At 48.2% G+C, this 14,328-nt stretch carries 9 protein-coding genes; all 9 read left to right on the top strand.

The genetic code is table 11. The annotated features are described in order from the left end of the window. Window positions 1–146 precede the first annotated feature (146 nt). The 9 genes from leuC to AB3N00_RS14960 all read left to right on the top strand — a co-directional run bounded on the left by leuC (window position 147) and on the right by AB3N00_RS14960 (window position 14,240). Window positions 147–1,568, top strand: coding sequence for a 3-isopropylmalate dehydratase large subunit (gene leuC / locus AB3N00_RS15000; protein ID WP_413035345.1), 1,422 nt, complete (start codon window positions 147–149; stop codon window positions 1,566–1,568). A gap of 31 nt (window positions 1,569–1,599) precedes the next feature. Continuing rightward, window positions 1,600–2,202 (top strand): 3-isopropylmalate dehydratase small subunit, encoded by a 603-nt coding sequence (gene leuD, locus AB3N00_RS14995; RefSeq protein WP_413035344.1) that lies wholly within the window; start codon window positions 1,600–1,602, stop codon window positions 2,200–2,202. Between the two features lie 276 nt (window positions 2,203–2,478). Next, window positions 2,479–3,885 (top strand): N-acetylmuramoyl-L-alanine amidase, encoded by a 1,407-nt coding sequence (locus AB3N00_RS14990; RefSeq protein ID WP_413035343.1) that lies wholly within the window; start codon window positions 2,479–2,481, stop codon window positions 3,883–3,885. A 257-nt stretch (window positions 3,886–4,142) separates the two neighbouring features. Beyond that, window positions 4,143–5,552, top strand: coding sequence for an N-acetylmuramoyl-L-alanine amidase (locus AB3N00_RS14985; RefSeq protein ID WP_413035342.1), 1,410 nt, complete (start codon window positions 4,143–4,145; stop codon window positions 5,550–5,552). Window positions 5,553–5,586: 34 nt separating this feature from the next. Then, complete coding sequence (locus AB3N00_RS14980; protein WP_413035341.1) at window positions 5,587–6,288, top strand: GerMN domain-containing protein; 702 nt, start codon at window positions 5,587–5,589, stop codon at window positions 6,286–6,288. A gap of 72 nt (window positions 6,289–6,360) precedes the next feature. Beyond that, entirely contained in the window at window positions 6,361–9,099 is a 2,739-nt protein-coding gene (locus AB3N00_RS14975) for an S-layer homology domain-containing protein (RefSeq protein ID WP_413035340.1), read from the top strand. Window positions 9,100–9,263: 164 nt separating this feature from the next. Continuing rightward, the gene (gene nth, locus AB3N00_RS14970) at window positions 9,264–9,959 is read left to right on the top strand and encodes an endonuclease III (RefSeq protein WP_175397908.1); all 696 of its coding nucleotides are present in this window, start codon (window positions 9,264–9,266) and stop codon (window positions 9,957–9,959) included. A gap of 23 nt (window positions 9,960–9,982) precedes the next feature. Continuing rightward, on the top strand, window positions 9,983–10,255 hold the full coding sequence (locus AB3N00_RS14965) for an NAD/NADP transhydrogenase alpha subunit (RefSeq protein WP_095292936.1): 273 nt from the start codon (window positions 9,983–9,985) through the stop codon (window positions 10,253–10,255). A gap of 319 nt (window positions 10,256–10,574) precedes the next feature. Next, a complete protein-coding gene (locus AB3N00_RS14960; RefSeq protein ID WP_413035339.1) occupies window positions 10,575–14,240 on the top strand; it encodes a dynamin family protein in 3,666 nt (1,221 codons plus the stop codon). Window positions 14,241–14,328: the final 88 nt, after the last annotated feature.

Genomic DNA, 14,328 nt, shown 5'->3' with positions numbered 1-14,328 from the left:
ATTATAGGTCAAACCTATTACATCTATAGATATTATATCTTGGAACAATGAAGGACAGGGTGATATATTTATGTCATTCAAGAGCTTCACCGTTTGGACAAAAAAGAAGCTCTTCCAAGGACCGAACTTATGATGAGGTGAAAATGATGAGTAAAAAAACGATGTTTGAGAAAATCTGGGAAAATCACGTGATTCATCAGGAAGAAGGAAAACCAAGTATTTTGTATATCGATCTGCATCTGGTACACGAAGTAACTTCTCCACAGGCATTTGAAGGACTGCGCTTGAGTGGTCGTAAAGTACGTCGCCCTGAGCTTACATTCGCAACAATGGATCACAACGTACCAACCAAGGATCGCTTCAACATTACAGATCCGATTTCCAAACAGCAAATTGATACGCTCTCTCAGAACTGCCGTGATTTCGGCGTTAAACTGTATGATCTGGATACGATTGATCAAGGTGTCGTACACGTTATGGGACCGGAATTGGGTCTGACTCACCCAGGTAAAACCATCGTTTGTGGTGACAGCCATACGTCCACGCACGGTGCATTTGGTGCACTGGCATTCGGAATCGGAACAAGTGAAGTTGAGCATGTTATGGCAACCCAATGTTTGCAACAAGCGAAAGCCAAAACGATGGAAGTTCGCTTCGTCGGGAAGCGTAATCCGGGTGTAACCGCAAAAGACATGATCCTCGCAGTGATTGCCAAATACGGCACAGACTTTGCGACAGGTTATGTTATTGAGTATACTGGCGAATCCATTCGCGAACTCAGCATGGAAGAGCGTATGACGGTCTGCAACATGTCCATCGAAGGTGGGGCAAGAGCAGGAATGATCGCACCGGACGAAACGACGTTTGAGTATCTTCGTGGACGTGAATATGTACCTGCAGATGCCAAATTCGATGAAGCTGTTGCAGCATGGAAAGAGCTTGTTACCGACGAGGGTGCTGAGTTTGATCGTGTCGTTGAGATTGATGTGGAATCCCTGATTCCGCAAGTAACTTGGGGTACGAGTCCGGGTATGGGAACGGATATCTCATCCAAAGTACCGGTACCAGCTGAACTGCCAACTGAAAATGAACGTAAAGCAGCTGAAAAAGCGCTTGAATATATGGGACTTACACCAGGAACACCGATCTCTGAAATTCCGGTTGATTATGTATTCATCGGTTCTTGTACCAACGGACGAATTGAAGATCTGCGTGCGGCAGCACAGGTTGCCAAGGGTCATAAGGTGTCCAGTAATGTTACGGCAATCGTTGTTCCTGGCTCAGGCCGTGTTAAAATTCAGGCTGAAAAAGAAGGTTTGGACAAAATCTTCACAGAAGCAGGATTCGAATGGCGTGATGCGGGATGCAGCATGTGTCTCGCAATGAACCCGGATGTATTAAAGCCAGGACAACGCTGTGCATCGACTTCCAACCGTAACTTCGAAGGACGTCAAGGACGCGGAGGACGTACGCACTTGGTATCTCCAGCAATGGCAGCTGCAGCAGCAGTTAAAGGTCACTTCGTTGACGTACGTGACTGGAATTTCAAAACGGAAGCAGTTATCTAACCAGTAACGGACAGAAGGGAGAACGGATCACATGGAAGAATTTAAAACACTGCAAGGCATCGTTGCACCGGTAGACCGGGTCAATGTAGATACAGACGCAATCATTCCGAAACAATTTTTGAAACGAATTGAACGTACCGGATTTGGACAATTTTTGTTCTATGAATGGCGTTTTGATGAAGAGGGGAACAACAATCCTTCCTTCGAAATGAATAAATCCCGCTACGAAGGAGCGTCCATCCTGATCTCCCGTGCGAACTTTGGCTGTGGCTCATCCCGTGAGCATGCACCGTGGGCGATTATGGATTATGGATTCCGTTGCGTCATCGCACCGTCTTTTGCGGACATCTTCTATAATAACTGTTTCAAAAATGGCATCCTGCCAATCAAGTTGTCCGAAGAGCAGGTAGAGGATCTGTTCCAGCGTACAGCTGCGCATGAAGGTTATGAACTGAATGTGAATCTGGAAAACAAAACGATTACAGATACACACGGACTGCATATTGATTTTGATCTGGATGAGCATCGCCGTCAATTTTTGCTGCAAGGTCTGGATGATATCGGTCTGACGCTGCAGCATGATGATGAGATTACGGCTTATGAGCAGCGGCACGCGGCGAAGCTGTTTGGATAAGTTACTCCCTAAATAGCATTTCATAACATGTATAGTCTATCAGCCTCCATAATGGGCAGGAACCTGGTGTTCCTTACTCAATATGGGGGTTGTTTTATTTTTTTGTGCATGCGCTTATCTGCGGGAATACAGGGTTTTTCCGACTAAATATGACAACGTTGTAACCGGATGATCAGACAATATCTGATAAACTGTTTAGTATATTATGGAAAGTTACATAGAGGAGAAGTGGAAGGTAGTTAAAGGTACAAAACACAACAGAACGGTGGATGATTTATGAAGAAATGGTCTGTTGCAGTCGTTTTCTTTCTGTTTATGTGTTTATTTCCTGTCATGGCCAATGCCGATGCGGGGCCCTCGATTGTGCTTGATGGTGTGACAATTGATCAGCGATCTGGAGCGCCAGCCGAGAATATAGGGAAGACCGTGATGGTACCTATTCGCATTGTTTCGGAAAATCTTGGTTATCAGGTGAAGTGGGAAAAGGCAACGAAGTCGGTTCTTGTTCAAAAAGGAAACAGCAGCATTGAGATGACGGCTGGCAAAGATGCAGCAACGGTCAATGGAAGCGTTGTGGAGCTGGATTCCCCACCTCTGATCAAACAAGGAACCACACTGGTCCCCTTACGTTTTGTCGGGGAAGGCATGGGGCTAAAAGTGGGATGGGACAATGGGACCAAGACGGTAAGCCTATTCACCGTTCCGCCAGTGGCAGAATCGAATGAAGAGAAGGATGCAAGCGAAGCCCCTGCGCCGAGCATGAATGCAGAGCTGCAGAATATCAGTTTCAGCGGGGATCGACTAATTGTTGCAGTGAATGGTGAGATCATGCCAAAGCTGTCTACGCTTGGTGAGCCGGATCGCATTATCGTAGATTTGCCTGGCACAACCTTCTCTCAGGATTTCCTTCAGGGACAAGCCTCCAGACCCGATGGCAGCGGCAGTATTGAAGTGGCGGATTCCGATCTGGTGTCCAAGGTTCGATATGCTATGTTCAGCAGCTCACCATCTACGGTTCGTGTCGTGTTTGACTTGAAACAGGCCGCAACAGCCAAATGGTCTCTTGGAGAAGACAATGTGATGCTTGTCGATCTGACAGCAAGTAGTGGTGAGTCTGCAAGTAAACAAGCCTTACCAAACGATGACGGCAAGAAAATAGTAATTATTGATCCGGGACATGGCGGAAGGCAGTCGGGAGCTGTAAGTATTTCTGGCAAATATGAGAAGGATTTTAATTTAGCTGTGGGTTTAAAGGTACAGGCACTGCTGCAGCAATACGATGACATTCAAACAGTGATCACACGACAGGATGATACGGAACTGTCATTAAAGCAGAGAGTAGATATTGCGGAACTCAATCAGGCGGACATCTTCATCTCCATTCACGGCAACAAATTTACGACTCCTGTTCCGAACGGAATAGAGACACTTTATAGTCGTAAAGACAGTAAATCTTTGGCGGATACACTTCACAAATATGTGTTGCCGGTTACGGGACTTAAGGATCGTGGTGTGAAAATGGTCAGCCTGCATGTAACCCGTGAAACAACCATGCCTGCCGTTTTGCTAGAGCTCGGTTTTATGAGCAATCCAACAGATGAGGCAACTATGCTCACTGAGGATTATCAGGACCAGTGCGCTCAGGCGATTGCAGACGGAATAGCAGAATATTTGGGGCTCTAAGGCTGGTTATTCGTAAAAACGCAGTTTAGGACAGTCCGTTGTTTTCAGATGTTTAATTGATAAAAAAGGAAATAAACAGACATTAAAATGTAGAAAAAGCTTGATTTGACAACGTTTTTTTTCTGTTATGTTGGAATATATTCGCAACTTTTGAGAGCGTGTGGCGTCTAATAGGTGTCTGGTAATGCCCACGTGGTCAGTCGGAGCTGTAAGTTGCAACATGCGGCGAAAAAATATGAGAATGGTAGGGGTGAAGGATGAAGAAGTTCGGTTTTTTGGTACTGTTATTTGTCTTTGGGCTCGTTTTCCCGGGCTATAGTCATGCAGCAGCAGATACGAAAATTATCCTAGACGGGAAAGAGATTGTGCAGCCATCGGATGCCAAGGCGGAGATCATCAACAGCAAAGTGATGGTTCCGATTCGGGTAATTTCCGAGAGTCTGGGGTACGGTGTGGACTGGAAACAGAGTACAGGCACTGTGACTATAAGCAAAGACAACACTGCCATGCAGATGATTGTTGGACAGAAGACGGCAACGGTGAACGGCAGTAACGTGAACCTGGATGCCCCGCCACTCGTAAAAAATGGTACTACGCTTGTGCCACTCCGATTTATCGGTGAACAAATGGGTCTTAAGGTGGGTTGGAACAACACCACGAAGACGGTAACATTAGTTACCCAGAATTCAGGTTCCGGAAACGGGACAACCACTCCTCCGAACTCCGGGAATAATGGCGGAGGATCCAATGAGGAAGGTCTTGTACTGGTGAACGGCATCAGCTTCAGCGACAACCGCTTTTTGATTGCAACAAGCGGAAGTACGAAGCCGAACGTCTTCACGATGACAGGACCGGATCGAATTGTTATCGACTTACCTAATACCGCATTCGCTGATTCTTTCAGTGAGGGACAGGCTCTTGACAGCAACCAGAATGGACAGCTTGTAGTCAACGGTTATCCCGATGTATCCAAGATTCGGTATTCGTTATACAGCAACAGTCCTTCTACAGTACGTTTTGTCATTGACCTCTCCAGTGCCAAAGGTTATGACGTCCAAAACGATTCTGGTTTAGTTATGATTGATCTGAACAAACAAGGTGAAACAACTGCTCCTCCGGTCGGAGATAATGGCAGAAAGGTTGTCGTAATTGATGCAGGGCACGGGGATCATGATCCTGGAGCAACCGGTGTAACCGGAAAACGGGAGAAAGATTTTAACTTGGCGATGGCTTTGAAAGTGGAAGCTTTGCTGAAGAAGGAGTCCAAAATTGACGTTGTATTGACACGCAGCGACGATACTTTCCTGGCTTTGAAGGAACGTGTGAAAATTGCCGAAAAAGTAAACGCGGATATCTTCATTTCCATTCATGCCAATAGTGGACCTGCTGCTGCAAACGGTGTAGAAACGTTCTATACTCGCTCCAACAGCAAGGCTCTTGCTACAGTCATGCATAAGTATCTTTTGCAGTCCTCAGGACTGAAGGATCGTGGTGTGAAAACGGCAAGTCTCCATGTTACCCGTGAAACGACAATGCCAGCGGTTCTGCTGGAAGGAGGTTTCCTCAGCAATAAGAGCGATGAAGCGGCGCTGTTCACTGAAAGTTTCCAGAACAGTGTAGCCAAAGGTATTGTTGCAGGAATCAAGGAGTATCTGGGAATTAAATAAGGGTTAGCCCTTATGATCAGGAGGCGGAGTTAGAATGAACAAAAAATTATGGATTGCAGCACTGTTGGTAACGGTTATGGCAGTTGCTGCCGGATGTGGAAGCAAGCCAACAGCAGCTCCTGCTCCAAGTCAGACTCAGGGTGCTGGAACTGAAACTAATGTTCCTGAGGATCAAAATGTGACGGATGACACAAATGATAGTGAAATTACGGATCCGGTAACCGTGGAGACGGAAGGTACGACATCTACACCGGATTCGACACCAACCAGCTCGGGTTCGGAAGGAGCAACTTCTTCGGGAGGAACTTCTTCGGATTCCAGTAGTACTTCACAGAGTACAGAACAAAAAACAATCAATGTCTTTTATACCGATCCGGAAGAGCTGGATCTGCATGAAGCCACTGCGAGTATCTCCTACGCAACAGATGACGACAAATACAAGGAAGCATTTGCAGCTTTACAACAAACAGCAGATGACAAACTCGTTCCACTATGGGCAAAAGAAATCGAATTGAAGTCCGTGAAATTTGATGCAGGTGCACTTACGTTGGATATTCATATGCCTGATACGGCGCGTCTTGGTGCAGGTGGAGAAGCATATGCTATTGATGCCTTGCAGAAAACATTCTTCCAGTTTGATGAAGTCAAATCGCTTGATTTGTTGGTGGACGGGCAGCAATCTGAGAGCTTGATGGGCCATGTTGATCTTGAGCATCCCATGACGAGATCCGAATAGGTTCGCTGCAGCATGTTGTTTTACCGTTTTCCAAGGGATATCGACCGTTTTACATGAGAGGGGAAATCATAGGTGACTTTTAAATATAACAATCCATCACACTCTAAAAAAGTAGTATCAGCCGTGCTTGCAGGCATGATGGCCCTTAGCGCTGGCGGAGCTGCAATGGCAGCAGAATCAACAGAAGCGGAGCAAAGCCAGACTGCAGCTGTTAGCAATACGACTGCACCTGCAGGTTTATTCAGTGATATCAAGGTTGGATACTGGGCTGAGAAGCATGTATATAAACTGGCAAACCAAGGTATCCTTCTCGGTAACAATGGTCTGTTCCGTCCAGGAGATGCGGTAACACAACAAGAAGCTGTAACCATGGCGATCCGTTTTATGAACCAGGAAGGCCAGTTGAACGACAGCACGGCTGCGGCATTACCGACAAATATGGAAGTGGGGAACTATTTCAAGCCATATGTCGCTTTGGCGCTTCAACTGGGACTGATTGATAAAACGGAAGAATCCACAGCAGACGTCTCCAAAACAATATGGGGACAAAAGCCTGCATCGCGTGAGTGGATTACCAAATTACTGATCCGCTCATTGAACAAAGAAGCTGAAGCAAAGGCACAGAACAGTCAGTCCACTGGCTTCGCCGATGATGCAAGCATCTCCGAAGATGGGAAAGGTTACGTCAATCTGGCGGTGAGCCTGGAGCTTGCCAAAGGAGTGGAGGGCAACAAATTTAATCCTACTGGCTCGGTAACGCGCGCCCAACTGGCGACTTTCTTCAGCAGAGGAGAGGCGTTAACAGATACGGCATATCCGAACACCTTTACGGGTTATGTGACTGGATTAAAGGATGGTCAGATCAGCATGCTGGTTGATGGCAAAGCAATGAACTTTGCGGTGAACAGCAGCACACCATATTTTACAAAAGACAGTGAAACACGTGCGCCAGAAGCCAATGTTAAGCTCTATACCAAGGTACAGGTGGTTGGCTCTGCTGGAAATGCTTCTTATGTGGAAGTTGTGGATCCGACACCACAGGTGGAGAGCGTGGAAGGTACTTTTGCGCGTTCATTGTCAGGCAATAAAATTGGTATCTTTGTAGGCGAGAACTATGAAACGTATGGATATGATGAAGCTACGGCTTTTATTGATCAGAACGGTAATGCGATTAAATTGTCTGATATTACAGCAGACAGCCTCATTGAAGTGCAGCGCGAGACCTTCTCTGCTGACAAAAAGACCGTTGCCATTCGCGTGAAGTCGGGTATCGTTAACAAGAGTGACAGCGGTGTGATTGCGGAAGTGAGCACGACTGGAAAAACGATCAAGTTTACGAATGCCGCAGGAACCACTGAGCAGTTTGCGTATAGTGATAACCTGATCATTCGCTATCAGGATCGAATATTGTCCCTCGCGGAGCTTAAAGCAGGTAGTGCCGTTAAGTACACCGTTAAGGACAGTGTTCTGCAAACCATTGAATTATCTCAAGGTGTGGAGCAGTCTGTACGGGGTACGTTGGTAGAAATCGGTGGCAATCAATCCACACTAACCTTCAAACGTGAAGGAGGCTCCCTGGAGGCAAAACTTCTTGCGGAGAATCCGGAAGTGGTGATTAACGGAATTCAGGATGCCACACTGAATGATCTGATTACGGATGCAACCAATGGTGACCAAGTTGAATTGACGCTGAACGGGGAAGATCGCGTAACGCGAATTCAGGTGATTGGGCGTCAGATGGAACCCATGAATGGTGCTTCCGTGGTATCCTATAACAGCAAAACAAAAGTGTTGACTGTACTTGACAGCAACAAAAAACCATTTGTATTTACCCTGGATGATAAGACGAAGCTGGACTACAACACAACCAAACCTACGCTGGCTGGATTGGAATCGCTGTTGAACGAAGGACGTAAACTTGATCTGACTTATGTTGGAACACGTGCATTATCCGTAAAAGTAATCTACAAATATGAAGGTACACTTAGCAGCATTGACACAACGAACAAAAAAATCAGTATTCTGTCTGGTAATCAAACCATCACCGTACCATACTCCACCGTTCCGACAATTGAGATGTATAACAAGTCTGGAGCAGGTTTGAGCGACCTGAAAATTGGTGATAAAGTGACAGTTACACTTGGTTCTAATCAGGATTACGTACAGAAAGTGTCACTGAACACTGTGGCCCAATTTGATGTCGTATCTGTAGAGACCAATGGCCGTGTTCGTGTGAAATCAGATTCGTTGACAAGTCAGTTTTACGTGGATCAGGCTGTTTTGACTGGTGAAAGTGGACAATCGATCACGGCTTCCCAGTTAACAGCAGGCAACCTGATTAACGTCACATTCGAAGGAACTACCCCTAAAGCGGTTCAGGTCGTGAAACGTACGCTTGCGGAAGTGACGTCTGTTGATGCGACTTCGGTTACACTGAAGTTGTTTAATGGACAGAGCGAAACCGTACCTGTCAGCGGTGCTGTAAAAGTCATCAAGTCGGGTTCCACATTAACGACATTAAACAGTCTTACAGTGGGTGATCGTGTGGAAATGACAAAGGATACGGACAATTCGACACGATTCAGAGTGATGACGATTATGAGCAAACAGTTCTGGTCTTATGATGGAGTAGGGAACCAAATTTTGGTTAAACGCGAGTCTACTTCAGACACAAATTACCGTTTTGCACTCGGTACAGGCGTATTTGTTCACCAGGGTGACAACACTTTAAGCGTGCAATCTCTCAAAGATAATGATAATATTGTATTGTATCTCCTGAACAATGTAGTTATGGAGATCCAAAAACAGTAATCGTTTCTTTTCGAGGATCAAAAGAATGACCGTCTTGATGCGGGATCTTTCCTGCATCAGGACGTTTTTTTTGCAAGCTTTTTGGGCGTCCCCGCAGAACACTCGAAATAAGCTTGGAAGTAAGTCTCCACTCTGTGTGGTGATTTTGTGGGAGGTAGCTCTTCATGAATGCAGCAACGGTTAGGCACATACTCGATACAATGGAAGCGATGTTCCCTGATGCACATTGCGAATTAAATCACAGCAATGCGTTTGAATTGACTGTAGCTGTCCTGTTGTCTGCCCAATGTACCGATGAGACGGTAAACAAGGTGACCGCAGACTTGTTCCAAAAGTACACCAGTCCTGCCGACTATCTGGCGGTTCCTCTCGAAGAGCTGGAACAGGACATCCGGCGTATTGGTTTGTACCGGAACAAGGCCAAGCATATTCAGAACATGTGCCGTATTTTAATAGAGCAGTATGGCGGTGATGTACCGCAGGAACATGATCAGCTTGTGACCTTGCCAGGCGTTGGGCGGAAAACCGCGAATGTGGTTGTTTCCAATGCGTTTGGTGTACCAGCCATTGCGGTGGATACTCACGTTGAACGTGTATCCAAACGGCTCGGGCTGGCAGGCTGGGACGACTCCGTACTTGAAGTCGAGAAAAAACTGATGAAGCGCGTACCCCGGGATGAGTGGACCTTAACTCACCACCGGATCATTTTCTTTGGACGCTACCATTGCAAGGCTCAAAATCCCCAATGTCATATCTGTCCATTGCTGGACATATGCCGGGAAGGGAAAAAGCGTATGAAAACGTCCCAAATCAGGAAAGATAAGGAACGTGTTACTACCCCAAAACGAAAAATAAATTAATGAGTAGAAGAGGATGAGTAATCATGAAATGCATTTCCGTGTACACTGACAATTTTGAGGCTTTTTCCGATATTTTCGAACAAATCGTTGAACAGGAAATGGCTGAAAATGAAGAGAAAGAAGTAGAAGGCATCACTGTAAGCCACTCTGGCGATGTGCCTGAGCACTATTTGGAGCGCATGTCTACAAAACCGGAAGTTGTAGTTATGAGAGACAAAGGAAGAGACATCACTATTCTGCAGCATGGACAAGTATTTGAAATTTTGCTGCCTTCACTGGAGAATGCTGTTTCCTAATTTTCTTGCTAAACGCAAGAGGTGTTGCATCAATGCTGGCATCGAACTTCCCACATAAGTTCATGCTGGCATTGAATGCAACATACATAGTAATGAACTACCGACATGATGTCTTGAACAGAAAATACATCACAACACAGATAAAACCGACAGATCGGTTTTATTTTTTTTAGCTAAAATAATCTGTTGTACTTGCAAGGCCGATCATCAATACGTGCAAACCGTTCAAATTCAGGTCGTCTAATGTTAAAATAAGACTATTATAAGATAAAGGCATTAAACAGATGCCAAATTAGAGGAGCCAGGGGGAAGGCCAGTCATGACCAGAACAGATTACCCAGTAGAAATGGCCAAACCTCTGCTTTCACTGCGTGGGGCGATGGAGCAGACAGAAGACCATACTGCTGTACAGGCTATAACGGATCTGATGAGCAAGGCGGAAATGAAGCAGTTAACGATCGCATTTTGTGGGCACTTCTCAGCAGGAAAATCGAGTCTTATCAATAGTTTATGCGGTAAGCGGGTCCTGCCTTCAAGTCCTGTTCCTACAAGTGCCAATGTGGTGTCCATTCGTAATGGTGCGCCTCGTGCATTGATTTATACGGCTGCTAACGAAAGCGCTGACAACCAGGCAGCTCCTCTTGAGGTATCTCCTGAACAATTGGAGGAGTACTGCAAAAATGGCGGGGCATATCGTTCTATTGAAGTATGGGATGATATTCCTTTGCTAGCGGACGATGCCGTGCTGCTTGATACGCCAGGTGTGGATTCGACCGACCGGGGTCACGGCTTGGCCACACATTCGGCGCTTCACCTGGCAGATGTGGTGTTCTATGTGATGGATTATAACCACGTCCAGTCTGAAAGCAACTTATCTTTTGCCAAAAGTCTATCGGATTGGGGGAAGCCCTTATTTCTAATTGTGAACCAGATTGATAAACATCGGGAACGCGAACTTGCCTTTGACGAGTATGTGAAAGGTGTAGAGGCCATTTTTGATGCGTGGGAAGTCCGATATGATGGCCTGCTGTTTACTTCGCTTCGCGATAAGAGTCATCGTTACAATCAATGGGAGCTGCTTCCTGATTTGATTCAACACATGCTGAAAGAGAAGGAAGCCTTAATTCAACATAGCCTTGTGAGTTCAGCAAGCCATATAACCGAGCAGCACTTGATAAGACAGGCGGAACAACGGGAAGACGAAGAGGCTGCTCTTCTGGAGGAAATTGGAGGACAGGAAGGCATAGACCGGTTGGAACGAGACCTGGATAAGCTAAAGGCAGAAGAAGAGGAGCTTCGTACGAAGCCTGCACGTGAGCGTGAGAAGTTCCGGGCCGAGCTGGAGCCTCTTCTGACGAATGCCAACCTCACTCCAGCAGATATTCGGACATCGGCGGGAGCCTATCTGGAGAGCCGGAAGCCTGGGTTTCGGGTAGGTTTGCTCTTCTCGGGTGGCAAAACTGAACAGGAGAAGCAGCGCCGTGCAGCTGAGCTTGTAAAAATGCTTCAGGATCAAACCTCGGGTCAAGTAGAGGTGCACATCCGCACCATGCTCCGCAAGCTGGGAGAATCTCACCAGTTGTGGAGCCAGGAGTGGGAACAGGCATTAAATGCGGAGCTGCCTGTTCTGGATGAAGCACTGCTGGAGATGAAACGAAGCGCCAGCGCAGAGGTGTCTCCCGAGTATGTGCTTCAATTCAGCAAGGAGGTGCGGGGCGAGATTGAGGCCCGCTACCGCAAGTCGGCCATGATGCTGGCCGACCGTTTGCTTGAGGCGCTGGGTGCGCAGGGCGAAGCCGCGCTCCAGGCGCTGAACGCCAGCCGCGCAGCGCTGCTGGCGCAATCCGCGGCGGCGGCGCGCTATACAGCGCTGCAGCGTGCCGCCGCCGCAGAGGCAGCAGGGCTGCGCAGCCTGCTGCCCCCTGCGGGCCCCCTCACCTCCGGGCTGTTGCCGGAGGTGCAGGGCCCGCACGTGCCCGCGCAAGAGCCGAGCGAAGCTCACGGCTCTCGCCCGGGCACGGCAGCGTCTGTGGCTGCGCAGCCACAGACGGAGGCGCCGCCGCGCAAGGCTGCGGCGCACAGGCAGCCGGCGGCTGGCGCACAGCGCCGCCGGCGCCTGGACGCAGCGGCGGCACGGCTGGAAGCCGCCGCTGCACTGGTAGAGCCGTACCCCGCCATGGGCTCGGCGGTACGGGATCTGCGTGCACGCGCGGCTTCGCTTGCGGGCGGCACGTTCACTCTGGCGCTGTTCGGGGCATTCAGCGCTGGCAAATCCTCCTTCGCCAACGCATTGCTGGGCGAATCGGTACTACCCGTATCGCCGCATCCAACGACAGCGGCGATTAACCGGATCATGGCTCCAGCCGGAGGCGCGGAACATGGAACCGCCCGGGTCCGGATGAAGACCCGAAATGCGTTTCAGGAGGATCTGGCCTATTCGTTCCGTTTGCTTGGACTGGGAGAACCAGGAGCTGATTGGCAGAAACGGGTCAAGTCTTTATCGCCACAAGAGGTACATCCGGCAGGGCGACCGCATTACAGCTTCCTGCAGGCAGCGGCTGCAGGCTGGGATGACACGGCAGATCAGCTGGGCCAGGATGTCCAGGTAGACCTGAACGGATATCGAAACTTTGTGGCCAATGAACGGAAATCCTGTTTTGTTGACAGTATTGATCTGTACTACAGCTGTGCTGTCACGGAACAAGGCATTGTACTGGTGGACACACCAGGAGCAGATTCGGTGAATGCCCGTCACACTGGTGTAACATTCAATTATATGAAGAATGCGGACGCGCTTATTTTTGTAACCTACTACAATCATGCTTTCTCCCAGGGGGATCGTCAGTTCCTTAATCAACTGGGACGGGTGAAAGACAGTTCTGCCATGGACCAGATGTTTTTTGTCGTTAATGCCAGTGATCTGTCTTCATCCGAAGAAGAGCTTGAGCAGGTTCTCGACCATGTCAGCACACAGCTGCGAACGAACGGAATCCGTGCGCCCCGATTATTTCCTGTTTCCAGCCTGCTCGCGATGGAGGGCAAGAGTACGGGAGATGCAAATATGCTTGAGCAATCGGGTTTTATCCGATTTGAAGAGGAGTTTAATCGATTCGCAGGTACGGAACTCGCTGACCTTGCTGTTGGAGGTGCTGCCGAAGAGTTATCACGGGTCGTACAGCGGTTGGATCAGCGTGCACATGATGCCGTTCAGGGTGAAGAGGTGCTGCAGCAGCGCAGGCAGGAACTTCATGCCATCATGGATCAATCACTCACTCGAATCCGGACCCTTTCGGAGCGGTCCATGAGAGAAGAGCTTGCCCAGGAAACGGCTGAATTGCTCTTTCATGTCAGACAGCGTCTGGGTTATCGTCTGGGTCTATTTATGGCTGAAGCGTTCCACCCCTCCGTACTGCGGGAAGACCGTGGCAATCTGAAAGGCGCATTTGCAGCTTGTGGTCGAGAATTGCTGCGCATGATCGCTGTAGAACTTGAACAGGAATTGCTTGCGACCACACTCCGACTGGAGCAAACAGGGAAGAGCTGGTTAATAAAGCAGATCAATGATTGTGTCCAGGAACTCAAACAACAATCAGGAGGAATGGATCTGTCGCTGGCCTTTGAAGAAAGTTGGAGCACACCTGTGCTCGAGGAGATCAGGCTGGAGGAACCATCGGGTTGGAAAACCTACCTTGGCTACTTCCGCAATCCGAAGCAGTTCTTTGAAGGTGACGGAAGACAGCGACTGCAGGAGGCGCTAGATCCGGTGATTAAACAAATGGTGGCTGGCGCTCTCCCTGCTGCACAGGAGAAGCTGGTGCAGTTCTATGATGCCCAGCTGCATCAATCTTTGCAGCATCAATCCAGCCAGCTGGAAGATCGGCTGAAAGAAGCTGTTGCTGCATTAAATGAGACACTGACGAGCGGTGTCCCAGCAGACGAATGGCATAGTCTGTCTGTCCAAGTGCAGCAATTCGTACACGAATAAGTATACACGCAAAGTGTATGCATATGTATCCGGAAAAAGGCTCCTGACCGACCAGGTCATACAGGGAGCCTTTTTTTGTCCGAACAAC

The sequence above is a fragment of the Paenibacillus xylanilyticus genome (genome assembly GCF_047246825.1).
Taxonomy (GTDB): Bacteria; Bacillota; Bacilli; order Paenibacillales; family Paenibacillaceae; genus Paenibacillus; species Paenibacillus xylanilyticus_B.
This window is presented reverse-complemented; position numbering and strand designations above follow the sequence as displayed.